Here is a 17,236-nt window from a genome sequence, read left to right as displayed (position 1 = left end):
CCCGATTGTCATATTGCTGCGGCCGAGAGGTTCCCCGCGTAAGGCGATCGGCTCTGGTGTTAAAGATCACCATTCATGCCAGTTTTTGCCGAATGCGCTATTCTGCCACCCATGAACACCATGAACATTTCCTTCCCGGACTCTCTCAAAAGCTTCGTCGACGAGCAGGTCGCCCGGCGAGGTTATGGTACGAGCAGCGAGTCTATCCGGGAGTTGATCCGCCGGGATCAGGACTGGCTCAATCTGCGTCGGCTATTGCTCGATGGTGCCTCTTCCGCACAAGCCGACCCGACCGACGCTGGCTACTTCGCCGATTTGCGTGACCGGGTTCGTGGTCGATCGGCCAAGTGAGCAACAAGCCGGTCATTTCGCGTCAACCGGCCAGCAGCGACGTCGAGGCGGCGATCGAGTGTTATGCAACGTAGGCTGGGGCTGACGTCGCTCACGCTTTTGGCGACGCGTTTCAGGCTGCCTATGCGTTGATTGTTGCGCGTCCGGAATCCGGTTCGTTGCGCTTTGCCTACGAACTGGCGCTCCCTCATTGGCGAAGTGTCGGTCTGAAGAGGTACCCATACCTCGTGTTCTATCGTCAACGGGCCGACCATATCGACGTGTGGCGCGTGCTGAATAAGCCCTGACTGTAAGCTATTGGTTGCCTTGGGAAAGCTGAGGCAAAAACTCCGCGAAACTGAGCGGAAACGAGACGAAATTTCTAAGGCTTGGCACAACCAGGGTCCGCGTTCCCTCGCGCTCCCACACGCCTGCCGATAGGTTCTGGGTCAGCATCAACACCGGAGAACCGCATGAAACGCCTCCTCATTCTCGGCGCCACCCTTGTCGCGCACTTTGTGACCCCTGCGCTGGCACAGGAGCCGACGAAGCTTCTCAACGCCTCCTACGACGTTTCCCGCGAGCTCTTCGTTGCCGAGAACGAGGCCTTCATCAAGCAGCATCCGGGCGTGACCATCGACCAGTCGCATGCCGGCACGTCGAAGCAGGCCCGCTCGATCCTCGAAGGCCTGGAAGCCGACGTCGTCACCTTCAACCAGACCACCGATATCGAGTTCCTAGCCAAGAACGGCTTTGTCTCCAAGGACTGGGCAAAGGCATTCCCGAACAATGCTTCGCCGTTCTATTCCTTCCCGTCCTTCCTGGTGCGCAAGGGCAATCCGAAGAACATCAAGGACTGGTCCGATCTCGCCCGTGACGATGTTCACGCTGTCTTCCCCAATCCGAAAACGTCGGGCAATGCGCGCTACACCTATCTGGCGGCCTATGCCTGGGCCAAGGAGGCCTATGAAGGCGACGAGGCGAAGATCGAAGCCTACATTACCAAGATCTTCGACAACGTTCCGGTGTTCGACACCGGCGGCCGCGCCTCGACGACCACCTTCGTCGAGCGCGAAACCGGCGACGTCCTGATCACCTTCGAGGCAGAGACCCGCAGCATCGCCAAACAGTATGGCGCCGACAAGGTCGAGGCCGTCATCCCGTCGGTCAGCCTGCTCGCCGAGTTCCCGGTCGCGGTCGTCGACAAGGTCGCCGAGAAGCACGGCACTCAGGCGCTCGCCAAGACCTATCTCGATTTCCTCTATACCGAGGAAGGCCAGCGCATCGCCGCCGAGTTCGGCCACCGCGTCCGCAACGAAAAGGTCGCCGGGGAATTCAAGGCGCAGTTCCCCGACATTCGCCTCGTCAATGTCGACGACGTCTTTGGCGGCTGGAGCAAGATCCAGGCAGAGCACTTCGCTTCCGACGGCATTCTGGACAAGCTCTACGGCAGCCGCTGATCGCTCTTTAAACTCGCATTCAGTCAACCCGGCAGACGAACCGTCTGCCGGGTTTCACCATGACATGACAAGGAAATGAACGCTTGAGACGCAATGTCCTGCCCGGGTTACGCCTGTCGCTGGGGGTGACGCTGCTCTATGTGAGCCTGATCGTCGTTCTGCCGCTGGCAGCCCTCGTGTTCAAGGCCGCAAGCCTCGGCCCTCTCGACTACTGGCAGATCGTCTCGTCGCCGCGGGCACTCGCAAGCTATCGCGTCACCGTGACGGCCGCCCTTGGCGCGACGCTCTTCAATCTCTTCTTCGGCCTGGCGCTCGCCTGGGTGCTGGTGCGCTACCGCTTTCCGGGGCGCCGCATCGTCGATGCCATGGTCGACCTGCCGTTTGCCTTGCCGACGGCCGTTGCCGGCATTTCGCTGACCGCACTTTTCACGACCAACGGCGTGTTTGGCTCAATCCTCGAAGACTACGGCATCAAGGTTGCCTATACGCCTATCGGCATCATGATCGCCATGTGCTTCACCTCGCTGCCCTTCATCGTGCGCACGGTGCAACCGGTACTGGAGGATCTCGATCCGGCGCTGGAGGAGGCAGCCCAGTCGCTTGGCGGCTCGGACCTCGCAATCTTCCGCAAGGTCATTCTGCCGCTACTGACACCGGCGCTTCTCGCCGGCGTCTCTTTGTCCTTCGCCCGCTCGCTCGGCGAATTCGGCGCGATCATCTTCATCGCCGGCAACCAGCCGATGTCGACCGAGATCACCGCGCTGCTGATCTTCATCCGGCTTGAGGAATACGACTATCAGGCAGCGGCGGCGATCGCGTCCGTCCTGCTGCTCACGGCCTTCCTCATGCTCGCGGTAACCAACTGGCTGCAGGCGCGGGCGCTGCGCTACACGCGGAGGTCTTGACCATGAGTTTCAAAAAGACCGTACGCACGCTGCCGCGGGTCGGTGACGGCCCCGTGTTCCGCCGCGCCCTTATCGGCGTCGTGCTGATCATCGGCGCGTTCCTCATTCTCGCGCCGCTGCTGATCATCGGTGTCGAAGCCTTTGCCAAAGGCTGGCAGGTCTATCGCGACACGATCCTGCATCCCGACACGCGCCATGCGATCATGCTGACCGTGCTTGCGGCGCTGATCGCCGTACCCATCAACACCGCCTTCGGCGTCGCCGCCGCCTGGGCGATCACCAAATTCGATTTCCGCGGCAAGGGCTTCCTGCTGGTGGTGATCGAGATCCCGTTCTCGGTTTCACCGATCGTCGCGGGTGTTGCCTATCTCTTCGTCTACGGGCTGCAGGGCCTGTTTGGTCCGACACTTGATGCCTATGGCACCAAGATCCTGTTTGCCATTCCAGGCATCGTGCTCGCCTCGATGTTCGTCACCGCGCCGTTTGTCGCCCGGGAGCTCATTCCGCTGATGCAGGCCCAGGGGCGCGATCTCGAAGAGGCGGCCGTTTCCCTCGGCGCTTCCGGCTTCCGCACCTTCTTTTCGGTGACGTTGCCCAACATCAAGTGGGCGCTGCTCTACGGCGTCGTCCTTTGTAATGCGCGCGTGATGGGCGAGTTCGGCGCGGTTTCGGTCGTCTCTGGTAACATCCGTGGCCAGACCAACACCCTGCCGCTCCATATCGAGCTGCTCTATCACGACTATCAGGCGGCGGGCGCTTTTGCGTCGGCGTCCATTCTGGCGCTCATCGCCGTCTTCACCATCATCGCCAAGGTCGCTCTGGAGCGCCAAGGGGCGGGCCGCGTCCGCCCAGTTGCCAATTCCGCGGAGAATGCATCATGAAGATCCGCCTTAACCACGTCGTCAAGACTTTCCAAACCTTCCGTGCCGTCAAGGACGTCTCCCTGGAGATCGAAAGCGGCGAGCTCGTCGCGCTGCTTGGGCCCTCCGGTTCTGGCAAGACGACGATATTGCGCATGGTTGCCGGCCTCGAATTCGCCGATGGCGGTCACATCTATTTCGGCGACCAGGATGCAACCGACATCCCTGTGCGCGATCGCGGCGTCGGCTTCGTGTTCCAGCACTACGCGCTTTTCCCGCATATGACCGTGGCGCAGAACATCGCCTTCGGCATGGAGGTCTCGAAGGTCAAGCGCGACAAGGCGGCCATCCATGCGCGGGTCGCGGAACTGTTGCGCCTGGTTCGCCTCGAAGGGCTCGGCGAACGGTTTCCGGCGCAGATCTCCGGCGGTCAGCGCCAGCGCGTCGCACTTGCCCGCGCGCTTGCCGTCGATCCAAAAGTGCTGCTGCTGGACGAGCCTTTCGGCGCGCTTGATGCCAATGTCCGGCGTGAGCTGCGACGCTGGCTGCGCGAAATCCATAGTGAGCTCGGCATCACCACGCTCTTCGTCACGCACGACCAGGAAGAGGCGCTCGATCTCGCCGACCGCGTGGTGATCCTGAAGGATGGCCATATCGTTCAACAGGGGACGCCGGAGGAGGTCTGCCGCGAGCCGAAATCGGCCTTCGTCATGAAGTTCCTCGGCGATGCCAACATGCTTCCCGCCGAGGTGCGCGATGGTCGGGCCTATGCCGATGGCGCGGTCATCGATGCCGCAGGGATCGCCGACGGCAAGGCCGAGCTTTACGCCCGGCCGGTCGATCTCGACTGGGCGGCGGGAGGCCCGGGTATCGCGGCCAATATCAGCCGGGTGATGGATCGCCCTGGCGGCCGCCGGGTGATCGCGACGACCGAGCGTGGCGTGCCGCTGGAGTTGGACCTGGAGCCGGAGCGTATCGTGAGGGCCGGCGACACCGGTTACGTGACGCTGCGGCGGGCAACGGTATTTGCGATTTAGGCTGAGCGCGCGGCCAGCCTCTTGCCGCCGTCAGGCGAAGCGGAGGGCGGACCGAGCGCGCGCCTTGGCTGCTTCTTCTTCCCGGTTGCGTGGGGGCTGTGACGTCTCGAGCGCATCGAGCAGTTCTTGCGCGCATGCCGCAATCGAATTGACCGCGTGCTCGAACGCCGCTTCGTTCCGCTTGGACGGCTTGTTCGTTCCGCTTAACTTGCGCACGAACTGCAGCGCAGCGTCATGGATCTCGGCGTTCGTCGCCGGCGGCTCGAAATTGAACAGGGGTTTGATGTTTCGGCACATGACGGGCTCCCGGTCCTCTTCGTTCTCGCTCCTGTCGAGGGCCGGATCTTAGTGCCCGTTCCTCGTCAGCGAAAGATCTTTACCGTCCGCTGCCTGCGATCCAACCGTTGGCCGGCTCCGCTCAGGAGTTCCGGCCGTTCTGTGCCAGGCGCATGCCGGCCGCGCGTCCGCCGCTCGGCACCACGACGATCTGCTTGACCTTGCCCTGCTTGAAGGCGGTCAGGAAACGCGGATAGTCGGCGAAGGCGACGCAGCCATGGGATTCCGCGCGCTTGCCGCGCAGCAGGTAGCTATGCGTCAGGAAACCGTCGCGGCCGTGCTTGTTCCTTCCGTCGACCGGCAGCATGCGGATCGCCTCGACCCCGTGGAAACGCGTTTCGCGCATCCTGAGGTTATAGGTGTGCGGCGGGGTCGGTCCGGTCATTTTGACGTCGACGTAGCGCGGGTTGTCGGCCATCTTGCCGATACCGGAATGGGCCTCGAGCACGCTGCCGTCAGGCATATAGACCTTGGCAGCGGTGATGTCGTAGACGGCGACGCCGTTGCCGGCCTTCGCTCCGCCGCCAAACATGTTACGCAACGCCTGGCCGAAACCGGTGCCGGCACTGTTCTCGGTCGGATCTTCCGGCCGTGCATAGGCAAGTTTCTGCTTCTTCGGCGCTTCGTCCGCGTCTGCCTTGGCTGTCTCTTCTTCCTTTTTCACCGCTGCGTCTTCCGCCTGCTTGGTCGCAGGTTTTTCGTCTTCGGCGGGCGGCTTTTCCGCTTGCGCGGTGCGGGGGCGGAATTGCGGCATGGGACCGACCGAGGGCGTGTCCTCATGGCTCGGCAGGGCGGCCGTGTCTTCAGCCTGGTCCTGGTCCGGTTGTTCCGCGAGATCGTCCTCGGACGGCGCCGTCAACAGAGCCGAAAAGGCGCTGCCTTCCACGTGGCTCTGTGAGGGGGTGGCGTAGGCGAGCTGGACCGGGTTCTTGGCAATGGCAACAGACGCCACCGGCGCGAAGCGTTCTGGCGCCGGGAGCTTTACCGTTGCGATCTGGTGGTGAACCTGGGTAGCGGGAACGGGGATGCTCGCGACTTTCTCGGACGAGAGAACAGCCTTTTTCACCGCGGCTGCAATCCGGGCGCTCTTGCCGATCGTTTCCGCATCTATCGGGAACAGGGCATCGTGCCCGAACCTCGCCTCGCTGGGAGCGAGGCTTGCGACCATGACGGGCTGCGCCGCGGCGGCGGCCACGAGCCGCGTCGCCTGGTTGGTTCTGGCGTGCTTGTCCCAGGCGCGCTCTTTGGTCGTCTCGGCCAAATGCAGCTGCGGCTTCGGCAGCAGGCGGCCGGAACCATGCGCGTAGGAACTGCCGATCGCGGCCATGCCGACAAGCGACCACGCAGCCGCGCCGACGAGAGCGGTGCCGCAGCAAGTGATCAGCAATGGGCGCAACAGACGGTGCAAAGACTGTGGGCGAATGATCTTACTCAACAACGCAAATCAAGCCAGAAAATCTCACAAAGGCTCTCAGCCCGGCGAGCGAACGCCGCTGCGCGATTTCTGGATTGTCCCCTTCTTGACGACTGATGGACAAAAGATGGAGAAGTATGGTTAAATTTTGCTTTCCAACCGCCGAAATAGATCCCGGATCGATTTTTTTCCGCCGAAAGGGCCCATTTCGGCCGCTTTCCGGGCGGCTGGTACTCGGACTACGCTCACACTTGCCTGTTGGGGGTACTACGGATTGCAGCTCAGATGCGTCCGTTCTGAAAGGCCAGCCGGAAGCAGGCACCGCCGCTCTGTGAGGTCAGGATGCTCACGCGGCCTTTGTGTCGCTGCGCGATCTGCAGAACGAGATTGAGGCCGAGACCAGCGCCACGTTCGCGCGGCTTGAGGCGGTAAAAAGCCTCGAAGACGCGCTCGCGTTCCCCCTCCGGGATGCCCGGGCCGTCGTCGCTGACTTCGATCACGCCGTCCGGTGCGACCCGTACGACGATCACGCCCTGGTTTCCGGCATGCTCGATCGCGTTCTGGACGAGATTGGTAACCGCCCGTTCAAGCGAGACTGCGTCGCCCTGTATCAGCGACTGCTCGGTGTTTTGTTCAAACGACAGGTCGTAGCCTTCGTCGATGGCGAGCGGAGCAAGGTCGGCAACGACGTTGCGGCAGAGCGCGACGAGGTCCACGGCGGTGAAGGGCCTGGCGTCGGCTTCCAGCCGTTGCAGATCGAGCAACTGCTCGGCAAGCGCTGAAATCCTCTCGCAGTCGGAGATCAACCGGTCGCGCTCCGGCCCTGACGCGAGCAAGTCGAGCCGCGCCTGAAGAATGGCCACAGGCGTCCGCAGCTCATGGGCGGCGTCGAGAATGAAGCGCTGATGTTGGCCATAGGATTGATCGAGCCGGTGAAGGGCGCTGTTGATGCCGCGCACGAGCGGGCGGACCTCGCTCGGAACCGCCGTTTCGGCCAGCCGGTGGCTCCGGTGCGTAATGTTGATCTCATCCGTTTCGCGGGCGAGATCGGAGATGCCCCGGATCGCCCGGTTGACGATGCGGGGCACCGCGAAGATCGTGACGAGCGCGAGCAGCACCAGCATCGGCGCGACGAACAGGCGTGAGAACGAGAGGATGAGCGACGGTTGGCTCAGAAGCGTTCCCTGTCCGAATACGGTGAAGCTGCCTTCCTCGTTTGTCATGCGCCGGATGACGGCGAGATAGTTCGATGGCGGGCCGTCGTCGCGGATGTCCGAATAGGTCATTCGGTCGAGGGCCACGGTCATGCCGCGGTAGATGTCCGGTACGTCGCCGGACTGAACGATCTCGCCCCCGTCGCTGCGCGCGATGAACCAGAAATGCGGTTGCTCGCGACGAACGCGTGCCAGTTCCGCGGTGTCAGCGAGTTCGAGCTTGCCGCTGGCACTCCGCTTGATCGCGCGGAACGCCGTCTCGACCGGGGCGGGACTGACGAGCGCGCCGCCTTCGTCAGCGACGACGAGTAGCGTGACGAAGGATAGGCCGAACGCAAGAAGCACCGCCAGCTGCAGAACCAGCAAGTGTGCAATGAGACGTTGCTTGAGAGACCGTGGCCAGAGCTTCCACACTATCCGCACCATGTTGTTGGACCGGCAACGCCGTTCGGCTGACGCTTTTATTGAGGCGGCATAGACCGATGTCAGTAAAACCTTGCCGAGACGATTGTAAACGCGAGGTTGCACGGACATTACGCGGAAAGGCGGGGGGGCAGCGAGCAGGCCCGACGATCGCTTGCGCTGTTCCGGCTCAAGGCGTTGACTTGTCCCAGACCCTGGCGAAATCGACGAATGCCCTGAGCGCCGCCGGCATCTGGCGTCGGCTCGGATAATAGAGATAGAAGCCACCATAATAGGGGCACCAGTCTTCAAGGACGCGGACCAGCTTGCCCTCGTCGATGAGCGCGCGCACCTGGTCCTCGAAGGCAAAGCCGATCCCCGCGCCGAGAAGGGCCGCGTCGACCATCATGTCCTGGTCATCGACGATCAGGGCACCGGTCACCTCGACCTGAACTTCGACACCGCCGCGCTCGAACTCCCAGGCATAGAGCCTTCCGCTGCCGAAGCGCAGTCCGATGCAGGACAGCGCCTTCAGATGCTCGGGAGCGGTCGGCCTTGCGTGGCGCTCGAAGAAGGAAGGTGTTGCCACGATCGCGGTACGCTGGCGCGGACCGATCGGGACGGCGATCATGTCCTGCGCGACGATCTCGCCAAAGCGAACACCCGCATCGAAACCCTCCGACACCATGTCGACAAGGTCGTTATCGACGACGATCTCGATGTTGACCTTCGGATGACTTTCGAGAAACCGCGCAACGATTGGCAGGAGAACCATTTTTGCCGAAGCGCGCGCCGTGTTGAGCCTCAACCGTCCGATCGGCGCTCCCCGGAAATTGTTGAGATCGTCAAGGGCGTCCTCGATGTCGCGGAAGGCGGGCGCCACGCGAGCGAGCAGAAGTTCTCCCGCCTCGGTCAGCGCAACGCTGCGGGTGGTCCGGTTGAAGAGCCTAAGGTCCAGGCGCTCCTCAAGCGCCTTCAAGGCGTGGCTGAGTGCGGACGGCGTGCAGCCGATCTCGTCGGCGGCACGGCGGAAGCTCTGGTGGCGGGCGAGCGCAAGGAAAGGCGACAGGTCGGACGGCGATATGGTTCGCATTGATGAATGCTATTCAACAACTCAACAAGAATCCAGTCGATTATCTCAGCAGACGTCTCGCAGTACAACCTTCCCAGCCGCCGACGATGGAGCGGCGAAACAAACCGGAGGTTCACATGCATACGTGGTTCATCACTGGCGCATCCCGTGGATTTGGTGCTCTTATCGTTGAAAAGGCCCTGGCGAAGGGTGATCAGGTGGTCGCGACGGCGCGCAATCCCAGGGCGATCGCGGACCGCTTCGGGGATCATCCCAATCTCCTGGCCGTCGCGCTCGACGTCACTGACGAGGCCCAGGCGCATCAGGCTGTGGGCCAGGCGATCGCGCGCTTCGGGCGCATCGACATCCTGGTCAACAACGCCGGCTACGGTCTCCTGGGCGCGGTCGAGGAAGCGACAGGTCCCGAGATTGAAGCGCTCTATCGGACCAACGTCTTCGGACTTCTGGCCGTGACCCGCGCGGTGCTGCCGCACATGCGCCGCCAACGCCATGGGCGGATCCTCAACTTCTCATCCGTCGGCGGCTACCGCAGCGGACCTGGTTTCGGCGTTTACTGCTCGACGAAGTTTGCCGTCGAGGGACTGACCGAGGCTTTGGCGGCGGAACTCGCGCCCCTCGGAATCTACGCAACGGCGATCGAGCCCGGTTATTTCCGCACGGATTTTCTCGACTCGACGTCACTGAGCATCAGCCCGATCGAGATCAGCGACTATGCGGAGACCGCAGGTGCCGTTCGCAGCAAGGCGAAGGAGATCAGCCACAACCAGCCGGGCAACCCCGACAGGCTTGCGAACGTACTGATTGCGTTCGTCGATGCGGAGCAGCCGCCGGTCCGGCTTCCGCTTGGCAGCGACACGGTGGCTGCGATCGAGGCCAAGCACGCTTCGGATCGCGATCTTCTTGCCCAGTGGCACACGGTTTCCGTTTCGACAGACTTCGAACAGGCCGTTTGAAACAGAGCCTGGATCGATTTTCTTCTGATCCGCAATAAATGCCGCCGGTACCGACTGCCCGGAACCATCCGGGGTTCGGTGCCGGCGATCCAATCCCCGCGTTTTCGCGCAAAGGCGCTTGTCGGGCTCTAAAACATGAGTATAAGAGACAAGTATTGGCGTGCGGCATCGGACGAGCCGCAGCTTTTCCCGCGAAGTTTGCATCATGCCTGAAGAAATCCACCCCCAAGACCGCCGTGGCGCGCTTCGCTAGGAAGGGTGGCTGATGGCAAGCTCTCTCAATCACTGGCTCGGTCTGCTCTTCAGGCGTCACCACAAGGAGGTGGTGCGCTACGCATCGCGCCTGATCGGCAATCGGGATGACGGTGAGGAAGTTGTGCAGAACGCCTATCTGCGCATGGTGAGGGTAGACCGCCGCAGCGTCGAGCACCCGCGTTCCTACCTGTTCAGGGCAGCGCGAAATGCGGCGATCGACTTTCGCATCAAGCTCGAGCGGGAGTGGTCGCGCCGGGTCGAATTGGACCAGGCAGACCGTCTGTCATCGTCGGACGATTTTGCGTTGCGGCTGGAATTTCGCGACAAGGTCGCAGCCCTTTCCGTTCTCTTGAACGAGTTGCCGGTGGCCTGCCGAACGGCCTTCATCATGAACAAGGTCGAGGGCCTTTCGCACCGCGAAATAGCCGAAACGCTGGGCATCTCGGTCAGCATGGTCGAAAAGCACATGCTGCGTGCCCTGAGCCATTGCCGCGACGTGCGGCGAGAGCTGGACCATGTCTGACAAGGGGCGGCGATGAAATCGGCATCAGCGACAACGCAATGTCCTGCAAGGGACATCTCAGACGCGGCGCTCGCCTGGGTCGTCCGGCTGCATTCCGGCGAGGCGACCAGCGAGGACCAACGCGCCTATGATGCGTGGCGCGGACAAAGTGCCGAGCACGAGGCGGCGGCGGTCGAAGCGGAAGCCTTGTGGGACGATGCGGCACATCTGCGCCGCGATCGCCGCACCGGTCTCGTCTATCCCGGCCGCGACACCGCACTCCTTTCGCGCCGCCGTCTTCTGACCGGTGCGGTCGGCATCGCTGTTCTGGGAGGCGGGCTTGCCGCTTCGCGCCCCTGGCTGCGCATCCTCGGCTCCGACTATGCGACCACCACGGCAGAGACACGTTCGATCGACCTGCCCGACGGGTCACGGGTGGTCCTCAACGCGCGCACTGCGATGGACGTGGATTTCGACGAACGGGCGCGCCGGGTGGTTCTGAAGGAAGGCCAGGCATTCTTCGACGTGACGGCGGACGCACGACCCTTTCAGGTTGCCTCAGGTGAAACCATCGTCAAGGCCCTTGGAACCGCCTTCGACGTGGACGCCAATGCCGCCGATGGTTCGCTCGGCATTGCTGTCACCCGCCATTCCGTTCGCGTATCGCCAATGGCAGGCGGGGACGTCATGGGCGTTACGATCGCCGAGGGAGAGCGCGTGTCGGTCGGGGGTGACGGCGCCATCGGTAACCCTGTCGTGCAGGATCCGGCAATCGCACTCGCATGGCAGTCCGGCATGTACGTCGCCGAAAACCGCAGGCTCGGCGACGTCATCGCTGCCCTTAGCCGCTATCACGGCGGCTGGATCGTCTTCAGCCACGACCGCTTGAAGTCGACATTGGTCAGCGCGGTGCTGGATCTCAGAACCCCTGACGCCTCGCTTTCAGCACTTGCGTCCGGCCTGCCGATCCGGGTCACGCGCATGACGCGCTTCGTGACATTGATCTCGGCGGTCTAGCCGGTTTCATTTTTTTTCGAACATCGTTGCGGGTTTTTGGGTGACGCCTCGTCTCGGCTTTTGAGGGGTGTGTCCTGCCAGCAGGAAGAACGATCCCTCGCTCACAGCATGGGAATAGGGATCAGATGTCCAGACAAACGGGGCGAAACAAACTTCTTGGCGCGGTCGTGGTCGCAACCACGGCGGTCGGTTCACTTCAAACGGCAATGCCGGCTCTGGCACAACAGGAACGGTCTGCCCGTTCCGGCGCCACCACCTTCGACATACCGGCGCAGTCCCTGACCGCGGCGCTTACGGCATTTGCGCGGCAGTCGGGGCTGAGACTTGCCTATTCGGCATCGCTGACCCAGGGGAAATCCGCGCCTGCCGTCAGCGGACCGATCCCCCCGGCAGAGGCGCTCTCCCAGCTTTTGTCCGGCAGCGGCCTCTCCTATAGCCTGAACGGCGGGACCGTCACGATCACCGAGCGCGTTTCCGGTGCGCACGCGGTCGGTGCGGCCAACGGCGAGACGATGCTTGCGCCGATCGTCGCCGGCGGCGGCATCATCAATCCGGTGGATGCGCCCTATGAAACGGCTGCGCCGACCGCCTACATCTCGCAAGAAAACATCGACCGCTTCCGCGGCTCGAGCCCGGCCGACATTTTCCGCGGCACGCCGGGCGTGCTTTCCGGCGAAGCGCGCAACGGCGCCGGCGCCGTCGACGTCAACATCCGCGGCATGCAGGGTATGGGCCGCGTTGCCGTCACCGTCGACGGAGCCAGCAATTCGGCCACGGTCTATCAGGGCTATCAGGGCATCTCCAACCGGACCTTCGTCGATCCGGATTTCCTGGGGGGCGTCGATATCACCAAGGGTTCGGACGTCGCATCGAGCGGTATCGCCGGCACGGTGGCGATGCGCACGCTGGACGCCGGCGACATCGTGAAGGAGGGGCACACATTCGGCCTTCGGGTCAAAGGCGGCTTTGGCACCAACACATCCACGCCGCCGCCGGCCGGCACCACGGCGGGCTATGCCTGGCCGGGGGGCACCTGGGCGCCTCCGGTCGCAACGGCAAAAAGCGACGGAATGGACCGCCCCTCGTTCTTCGATCCGACCAGCGGCTCGGGCAGCATCGTCGGTGCGATGCAGGAAGAAAACGTCGACCTCCTTGCCGGTTACGCCTATCGCCGGCAGGGCAACTATCACGCGGGCACCAACGGACCCTCGGCAGTACCGGTCAGCATGGGACCGCGACCCTTCTGCTATGAGAGCGGCGTATGCCTGCCGCCCGCCCGGGGCTGGAAAGACTATATCGACAATATTGGCATCGCCAACTACCGCGCCGGCGAGGAGGTGCTGAACACCCAGCTCCAGACAAAGTCCTATCTTGCCAAGGGCACAGTTCGCTTCGAGAACGGTCACAGCCTGCAGTTCGGCTACAATGGTTTTCGCAGCGAGGCCGGCGACCTCCTGGCGTCGCGCCTGACCTCGGATCGGGGCCAGGCGGTGCAGCAGGGCCAGACGGCGGGAACGAAGGTCGATGCCGGCACGCTCCGTTACGGCTGGAAGCCTGATGACAACGACCTCATCGATCTCAAGGCCAACCTCTGGGCCACGCGGCTGGAGCTGCGCAATCCCCGACGGAGCGGCGTGCTCTATCCGCAGCCCGGAGATTTCGGCCTGCCGGTCGATTTCCGCACCGGCTCCGACACCTTCATGTGGGGCGCCGATGTCGCAAACACGTCGGTTTTGACGACCGACTACGGCGGGCTCGACCTGACCTACGGCCTGTCGTTCCTGAGCGAGGATACGCGACCGAGCAAGTTCACACCGGAACTGGAGACCTGGCTCGACCTTCGCGATGGCACGCGGCAGGAGGCGGCGGCCTTCACTAAGGCTGCCTGGAAAGCCACCGATTGGCTGACGATCAATGGTGGCCTGCGCTACCAGCACTACTGGACCGAGGATCGAAATGCCCCCGAACAGGCCCGACCGGGCTACACCTACGACACGGCCCTCAGCGACGGCGGCTTCAGCCCCTCGGTGGGCGTGACGTTGGAGCCTTTCGACGGCACTCAATTTTATGTGAACTACTCGAACGCACTGCGCTCGCCGAGCATCTTCGAGGGCGTTTCGGCCTTCACCATGAACGTCAATTCCAACCTGCGGCCGGAACGGTCGAGCAATTGGGAGGTGGGCACCAACCTGAGGCGCGAAGGCGTATTTTCGGCCGACGACCAGGCGATGATGAAGCTAGGCTTCTTCGACTGGAATGTCGACAACTACATCTCGCGCGAATGGTATACCGATCCGCGCGGGATCTCCGGCATGCGCATTCACAACATTGCCGGCGCGCACTTCCAGGGCATAGAACTGTCCGGTCGTTATGAACGCGGCGGCTTTACCGCCGAGCTCGCCGCCAACTACTACACTGACGTCGAGTTTTGCCGAACAGCGACCACTTGCGGACACAAGTCGCTCTATGCCGACTACGCCACCAACCAGGTGCCGCCGGAATACACGGTCGCCCTGACGCTGTCGCAGACATTCCTCGACGACGCCTTGACGGTTGGCGGGCGGATTTCTCGTACAGGATCGCGCGCGATCGGTCATGGCGACGTGACCGCCCAGGGCGCTTCCCAGTTCATCTCGCTGATCGACTGGAAGCCCTATACGCTGGTGGACGCGTTCGCCGAGTACCGGATCAACGAGACCCTGACGGCGGCCTTCCGCATCGAGAACCTGACCGACGCCTATTATGTCGATCCCTTGAGCCTGGTGCAGCAGCCCGGCCCGGGACGTACCTTCTACGCGTCGTTGAAGGCGGAGTTCTGAGCCCGCGAACCGCATGCCGTTCATGACCGCGCCGGCGCCGGCGCGGCCAGCTAATCGACGACTGCGGCGACAGGATTTTCGTCACGGCCTCGCAGTGGTTTTTCCGGCATGAGATGAAAGAAGACGAGCGCCGCCGCCATCGCTGCGGCGCTCGCGATGAAGATATAGGTGAAGGGCACGGCCGACGTAACCGTCGTGCCGAGCGGTCCCACCCCTTCGCCAGCAAGCGGCAGTCCGTTGCCAAGAGCGATCGCGCCGAATGCCGCGACGCCGAGGGCGCCACCGAGCGATCGCAGGAACGTCAGAACACCGGTTGCGACGCCAAGATGCGCCTGGTCGACGGCGTTCTGGACCGAAATCGTCGCCACCGGAAAGGTCATGCCCGAGCCGAAACCGGCGGCGAATGTCAGCATTTCGAGGACGACGAGCGAGGTCCGGCCGGCGAGAGCAGCAAGGGCCGCCAGGCAAAGGAAGGCCAGCGCGCCGCCGACCAGCGCCATCCTCTTATAGTGAACGATGCGCGGTATCGTCCGCCCGCTGGTCGTCGCTCCACAGACGGTCCCAAGCAGCAGGCCGAGCATCACCACGCCCGAACTGCTGGCCGACAGGCCATGGAACGTTTGCGCATAGACGGGGATATAGACCGAGAGCCCGACATTGGCGCCCTGCGCCAGAAACATCGCGAGCGTTCCGTAGCGTACGATGGGATTGGCCAGCACTTCCAGCGAGATCAGCGGTTCGCTCGCCCTGCGCAGCCGCAAGGCAAAGGCGAACCAGAGCACGACGGAAGCGCCAAGCAAGCCGAGTATGACGGCGGAAAGCCATGGATAGCGGCTGCCGCCCCAGTTGAGCGCAAGCAGCAATAGCGAAGTCGCAGCGACGAGCAATAGGGCTCCGGCCCCGTCGATACGATGCGCGCGGGCGACGGTCGGCAGCTTCCTCAGCGGCTTGTTGATGATCGCCATCGCCGCAAGCCCCAGCGGGATATTGATCCAGAAGATCAGCGACCAGTGCAGATGCTCGGCGAAGGTGCCGCCGAGCAGCGGCCCGGCGATGCTCGCGACCGCCCAGGTTCCCGATATCCAGGCGGCGTAACGCGCCCGTTCCTTGGGCGGTACGAGATCGCCGATGACGGTCTGCGCCAGCGCAAACAGGCCGCCGCCACCAAGACCCTGCACCGCACGGCCTACGATCAGTGTCAGCATGTTGGGCGCCAGCGCGCTTATCAGCGATCCCGCAAGGAAAATGATGATGGCCGCAAAGATCGTCGGCCGCCGTCCGTAGATATCCGAGATCTTGCCGTAAAGCGGCGCCATTGCCGTCGCGGTCAGGAGGTAGCCGGTCACGACCCAGGGCAGGTAGTCGCTATGTCCCAGCGCCTTGCCGATGGTCGGCATCGCCGGCGCCACGATCGTCTGGTCGAGCGCGGCCAGAAGCATGGAGAGAAGAACGCCGCCGATGATGACGTTCTTTTCCGGCTCGGAAAGGGCGGACCCCGTTGCTGCCATTGCATTTCGATGAAGCGTCTCAGTCATTCTTGCGGCCTGATTGCAATCCGACGTTTAGTAGTGCCGACGGCATTCAGAAAGGCTGGCATGCCGATAGTCAACCGCCTTGGCGATCAGACCGGACCGGCGCCTCCGATGCACCGCACGATGGTCTGCACGAGCGTAGCAGGATGCGGGGCTGTGCGGGGCGAAAACCGGCAGCCTGGGCTTGCTGATTTGACAAACTTTGCCAAAGTATGCCATGCTTGCCCGCAGGAAATGGAGACCGACATGGCGACGATGAACGTATCCTTGCCCGACCCGATGAAGGATTGGGTGGAAGCGCAAACGCGCACGGGCCGTTATGCCAACGCCAGCGATTATGTGCGCGACCTCATCCGCAGGGATCAGGAGCGAAATGACAAGGTTGCGGTGATGCAACGCTTTGTCGACGACGGTCTGAAGAGCGGCGTCGGGTCCCGCTCCAAGGACGAGCTCTTTTCCGCGGCGCTTACGCGCGCTGAAGTGCCGCGCGGATAATGGCGTTTCGGCTTTCCGTCGCGGCAGAAGAAGACATCATCGCGATCGCCGCAGATGGGGTGCGCCTTTTCGGCTCCGCCCAGGCGCGGCGATATCACGATGAACTCTTCGCCGTATTCGCCTTGATTGCCGCCAACCCGCGCATGGCGCGCGAACGCACGGAGCTGTCGCCGCCGATGCGCATCCATCCGTTCAAGGCGCATCTGGTCGTCTACCGGGTCGAGGCGGACGGCGACATCCTCGTCGTTCGCGTCCGTCATGGGCATGAGGACTGGATCAGCAACGCATTTTAAGCAGGGGACGGCGCCATCGGGCGCCGTCCCCTGTTGCTTCTCGGTCGCGAGGCAGTTGCCTGCGGCCGGTGTCAGACGCTCTTTCGCGTGACGAAGCGTGTTTCCAGATAGGCCTCGATCGCTTCGGATCCGCCCTCGGTGCCGTAGCCGGAATCCTTGATGCCGCCGAAGGGGACTTCGGGGAGCGCCAGACCCAGATGGTTGATCGAAATCATTCCGCTTTCGACCTCGCTTGCCAGGCGGTGGGCGCTGCGCTCCGATCCGGTAAAGGCATAGGCCGCAAGACCGAAGGGCAGGCGATTGGCCTCGTTGATCGCCT

General features: G+C 63.0%; 17 protein-coding genes and 1 pseudogene. 12 read left to right on the top strand and 6 right to left on the bottom strand.

Going from position 1 to position 17,236, the window contains the following annotated elements; all coding sequences use genetic code 11:
• Positions 1-75 precede the first annotated feature (75 nt).
• The 6 genes and pseudogenes from IB272_RS13830 to IB272_RS13805 all read left to right on the top strand — a co-directional run bounded on the left by IB272_RS13830 (position 76) and on the right by IB272_RS13805 (position 4,592).
• Positions 76-351, top strand: a complete 276-nt coding sequence (locus IB272_RS13830) for a type II toxin-antitoxin system ParD family antitoxin (protein WP_192444468.1) — start codon at positions 76-78, stop codon at positions 349-351.
• A pseudogene (locus IB272_RS34880) lies at positions 348-638 on the top strand (type II toxin-antitoxin system RelE/ParE family toxin). The gene IB272_RS13830 and the pseudogene IB272_RS34880 overlap by 4 nt, the downstream one beginning before the upstream one ends.
• Before the next feature lie 165 nt (positions 639-803).
• Complete coding sequence (cysP, locus tag IB272_RS13820; RefSeq protein ID WP_060530496.1) at positions 804-1,790, top strand: thiosulfate ABC transporter substrate-binding protein CysP; 987 nt, start codon at positions 804-806, stop codon at positions 1,788-1,790.
• 83 nt (positions 1,791-1,873) lie between these two features.
• Positions 1,874-2,695, top strand: coding sequence for a sulfate ABC transporter permease subunit CysT (gene cysT / locus IB272_RS13815; protein ID WP_060607811.1), 822 nt, complete (start codon positions 1,874-1,876; stop codon positions 2,693-2,695).
• Between the two features lie 2 nt (positions 2,696-2,697).
• A complete protein-coding gene (gene cysW / locus IB272_RS13810; RefSeq protein ID WP_060607813.1) occupies positions 2,698-3,576 on the top strand; it encodes a sulfate ABC transporter permease subunit CysW in 879 nt (292 codons plus the stop codon).
• Complete coding sequence (locus tag IB272_RS13805) at positions 3,573-4,592, top strand: sulfate/molybdate ABC transporter ATP-binding protein (protein WP_192444467.1); 1,020 nt, start codon at positions 3,573-3,575, stop codon at positions 4,590-4,592. Before cysW ends, IB272_RS13805 begins: the two co-directional genes overlap by 4 nt.
• 30 nt (positions 4,593-4,622) lie before the next feature.
• Here the strand turns inward: IB272_RS13805 and IB272_RS13800 are convergent, their stop codons facing one another.
• The 4 genes from IB272_RS13800 to IB272_RS13785 form a co-directional block, all read right to left on the bottom strand.
• Entirely contained in the window at positions 4,623-4,889 is a 267-nt protein-coding gene (locus IB272_RS13800) for a DUF2277 domain-containing protein (protein WP_090300725.1), read from the bottom strand.
• A 121-nt stretch (positions 4,890-5,010) separates the two neighbouring features.
• The gene (locus IB272_RS13795; protein WP_234824504.1) at positions 5,011-6,363 is read right to left on the bottom strand and encodes a DUF2778 domain-containing protein; all 1,353 of its coding nucleotides are present in this window, start codon (positions 6,361-6,363) and stop codon (positions 5,011-5,013) included.
• 260 nt (positions 6,364-6,623) lie between these two features.
• Positions 6,624-7,922: a HAMP domain-containing sensor histidine kinase gene (locus tag IB272_RS13790; protein ID WP_246810359.1), complete on the bottom strand. Its 1,299-nt coding sequence runs from the start codon at positions 7,920-7,922 to the stop codon at positions 6,624-6,626.
• 226 nt (positions 7,923-8,148) lie between these two features.
• A complete protein-coding gene (locus IB272_RS13785) occupies positions 8,149-9,051 on the bottom strand; it encodes a LysR family transcriptional regulator (RefSeq protein ID WP_192444465.1) in 903 nt (300 codons plus the stop codon).
• Positions 9,052-9,167: 116 nt separating this feature from the next.
• On the opposite strand from IB272_RS13785, the gene IB272_RS13780 reads away from it, so the two are divergent.
• The 4 genes from IB272_RS13780 to IB272_RS13765 all read left to right on the top strand — a co-directional run bounded on the left by IB272_RS13780 (position 9,168) and on the right by IB272_RS13765 (position 14,597).
• On the top strand, positions 9,168-10,004 hold the full coding sequence (locus IB272_RS13780) for an oxidoreductase (protein WP_192444464.1): 837 nt from the start codon (positions 9,168-9,170) through the stop codon (positions 10,002-10,004).
• A 265-nt stretch (positions 10,005-10,269) separates the two neighbouring features.
• The gene (locus IB272_RS13775; protein ID WP_060530493.1) at positions 10,270-10,782 is read left to right on the top strand and encodes a sigma-70 family RNA polymerase sigma factor; all 513 of its coding nucleotides are present in this window, start codon (positions 10,270-10,272) and stop codon (positions 10,780-10,782) included.
• A 12-nt stretch (positions 10,783-10,794) separates the two neighbouring features.
• Entirely contained in the window at positions 10,795-11,778 is a 984-nt protein-coding gene (locus tag IB272_RS13770; protein WP_192444463.1) for a FecR domain-containing protein, read from the top strand.
• A 125-nt stretch (positions 11,779-11,903) separates the two neighbouring features.
• Positions 11,904-14,597, top strand: coding sequence for a TonB-dependent receptor (locus IB272_RS13765; RefSeq protein ID WP_192444462.1), 2,694 nt, complete (start codon positions 11,904-11,906; stop codon positions 14,595-14,597).
• Positions 14,598-14,647: 50 nt separating this feature from the next.
• On the opposite strand, the gene IB272_RS13760 is transcribed toward IB272_RS13765, so the two are convergent.
• Positions 14,648-16,105 carry an MDR family MFS transporter gene (locus tag IB272_RS13760; RefSeq protein WP_246810358.1) on the bottom strand — a complete coding sequence of 486 codons (1,458 nt, stop codon included), beginning with the start codon at positions 16,103-16,105 and terminating at the stop codon, positions 14,648-14,650.
• Positions 16,106-16,375: 270 nt separating this feature from the next.
• Between IB272_RS13760 and IB272_RS13755 the strand changes: the two genes are divergently transcribed.
• Positions 16,376-16,624, top strand: coding sequence for a type II toxin-antitoxin system ParD family antitoxin (locus IB272_RS13755; RefSeq protein ID WP_034798187.1), 249 nt, complete (start codon positions 16,376-16,378; stop codon positions 16,622-16,624).
• Positions 16,624-16,917 (top strand): type II toxin-antitoxin system RelE/ParE family toxin, encoded by a 294-nt coding sequence (locus tag IB272_RS13750; RefSeq protein WP_034798189.1) that lies wholly within the window; start codon positions 16,624-16,626, stop codon positions 16,915-16,917. Before IB272_RS13755 ends, IB272_RS13750 begins: the two co-directional genes overlap by 1 nt.
• A 71-nt stretch (positions 16,918-16,988) precedes the next feature.
• Here IB272_RS13750 and IB272_RS13745 read toward each other — a convergent pair.
• On the bottom strand, positions 16,989-17,236 hold a 248-nt coding region (locus tag IB272_RS13745), incomplete at its 5' end, for an aldehyde dehydrogenase family protein (protein WP_192444460.1).

Origin of the sequence: Ensifer sp. ENS08, from assembly GCF_014852195.1 — a bacterium.
In the GTDB taxonomy this organism is placed as follows: domain Bacteria; phylum Pseudomonadota; class Alphaproteobacteria; order Rhizobiales; family Rhizobiaceae; genus Ensifer; species Ensifer adhaerens.
Note: the sequence above shows the minus strand (reverse complement) of the source record. Positions and strands in the feature narration are given on the sequence as shown.

Bases quoted from the DNA above. Each gene is read 5' to 3' on its own strand.
- IB272_RS13830 (WP_192444468.1), top strand. From the start codon at position 76: ATGCCAGTTTTTGCCGAATGCGCTATTCTGCCACCCATGAACACCATG.
- cysP (WP_060530496.1), top strand. From the start codon at position 804: ATGAAACGCCTCCTCATTCTCGGCGCCACCCTTGTCGCGCACTTTGTG.
- cysW (WP_060607813.1), top strand. From the start codon at position 2,698: ATGAGTTTCAAAAAGACCGTACGCACGCTGCCGCGGGTCGGTGACGGC.
- IB272_RS13805 (WP_192444467.1), top strand. From the start codon at position 3,573: ATGAAGATCCGCCTTAACCACGTCGTCAAGACTTTCCAAACCTTCCGT.
- IB272_RS13800 (WP_090300725.1), bottom strand. From the start codon at position 4,889: ATGTGCCGAAACATCAAACCCCTGTTCAATTTCGAGCCGCCGGCGACG.
- IB272_RS13785 (WP_192444465.1), bottom strand. From the start codon at position 9,051: ATGCGAACCATATCGCCGTCCGACCTGTCGCCTTTCCTTGCGCTCGCC.
- IB272_RS13780 (WP_192444464.1), top strand. From the start codon at position 9,168: ATGCATACGTGGTTCATCACTGGCGCATCCCGTGGATTTGGTGCTCTT.
- IB272_RS13775 (WP_060530493.1), top strand. From the start codon at position 10,270: ATGGCAAGCTCTCTCAATCACTGGCTCGGTCTGCTCTTCAGGCGTCAC.
- IB272_RS13770 (WP_192444463.1), top strand. From the start codon at position 10,795: ATGAAATCGGCATCAGCGACAACGCAATGTCCTGCAAGGGACATCTCA.
- IB272_RS13765 (WP_192444462.1), top strand. From the start codon at position 11,904: ATGTCCAGACAAACGGGGCGAAACAAACTTCTTGGCGCGGTCGTGGTC.
- IB272_RS13760 (WP_246810358.1), bottom strand. From the start codon at position 16,105: ATGGCAGCAACGGGGTCCGCCCTTTCCGAGCCGGAAAAGAACGTCATC.
- IB272_RS13755 (WP_034798187.1), top strand. From the start codon at position 16,376: ATGGCGACGATGAACGTATCCTTGCCCGACCCGATGAAGGATTGGGTG.
- IB272_RS13750 (WP_034798189.1), top strand. From the start codon at position 16,624: ATGGCGTTTCGGCTTTCCGTCGCGGCAGAAGAAGACATCATCGCGATC.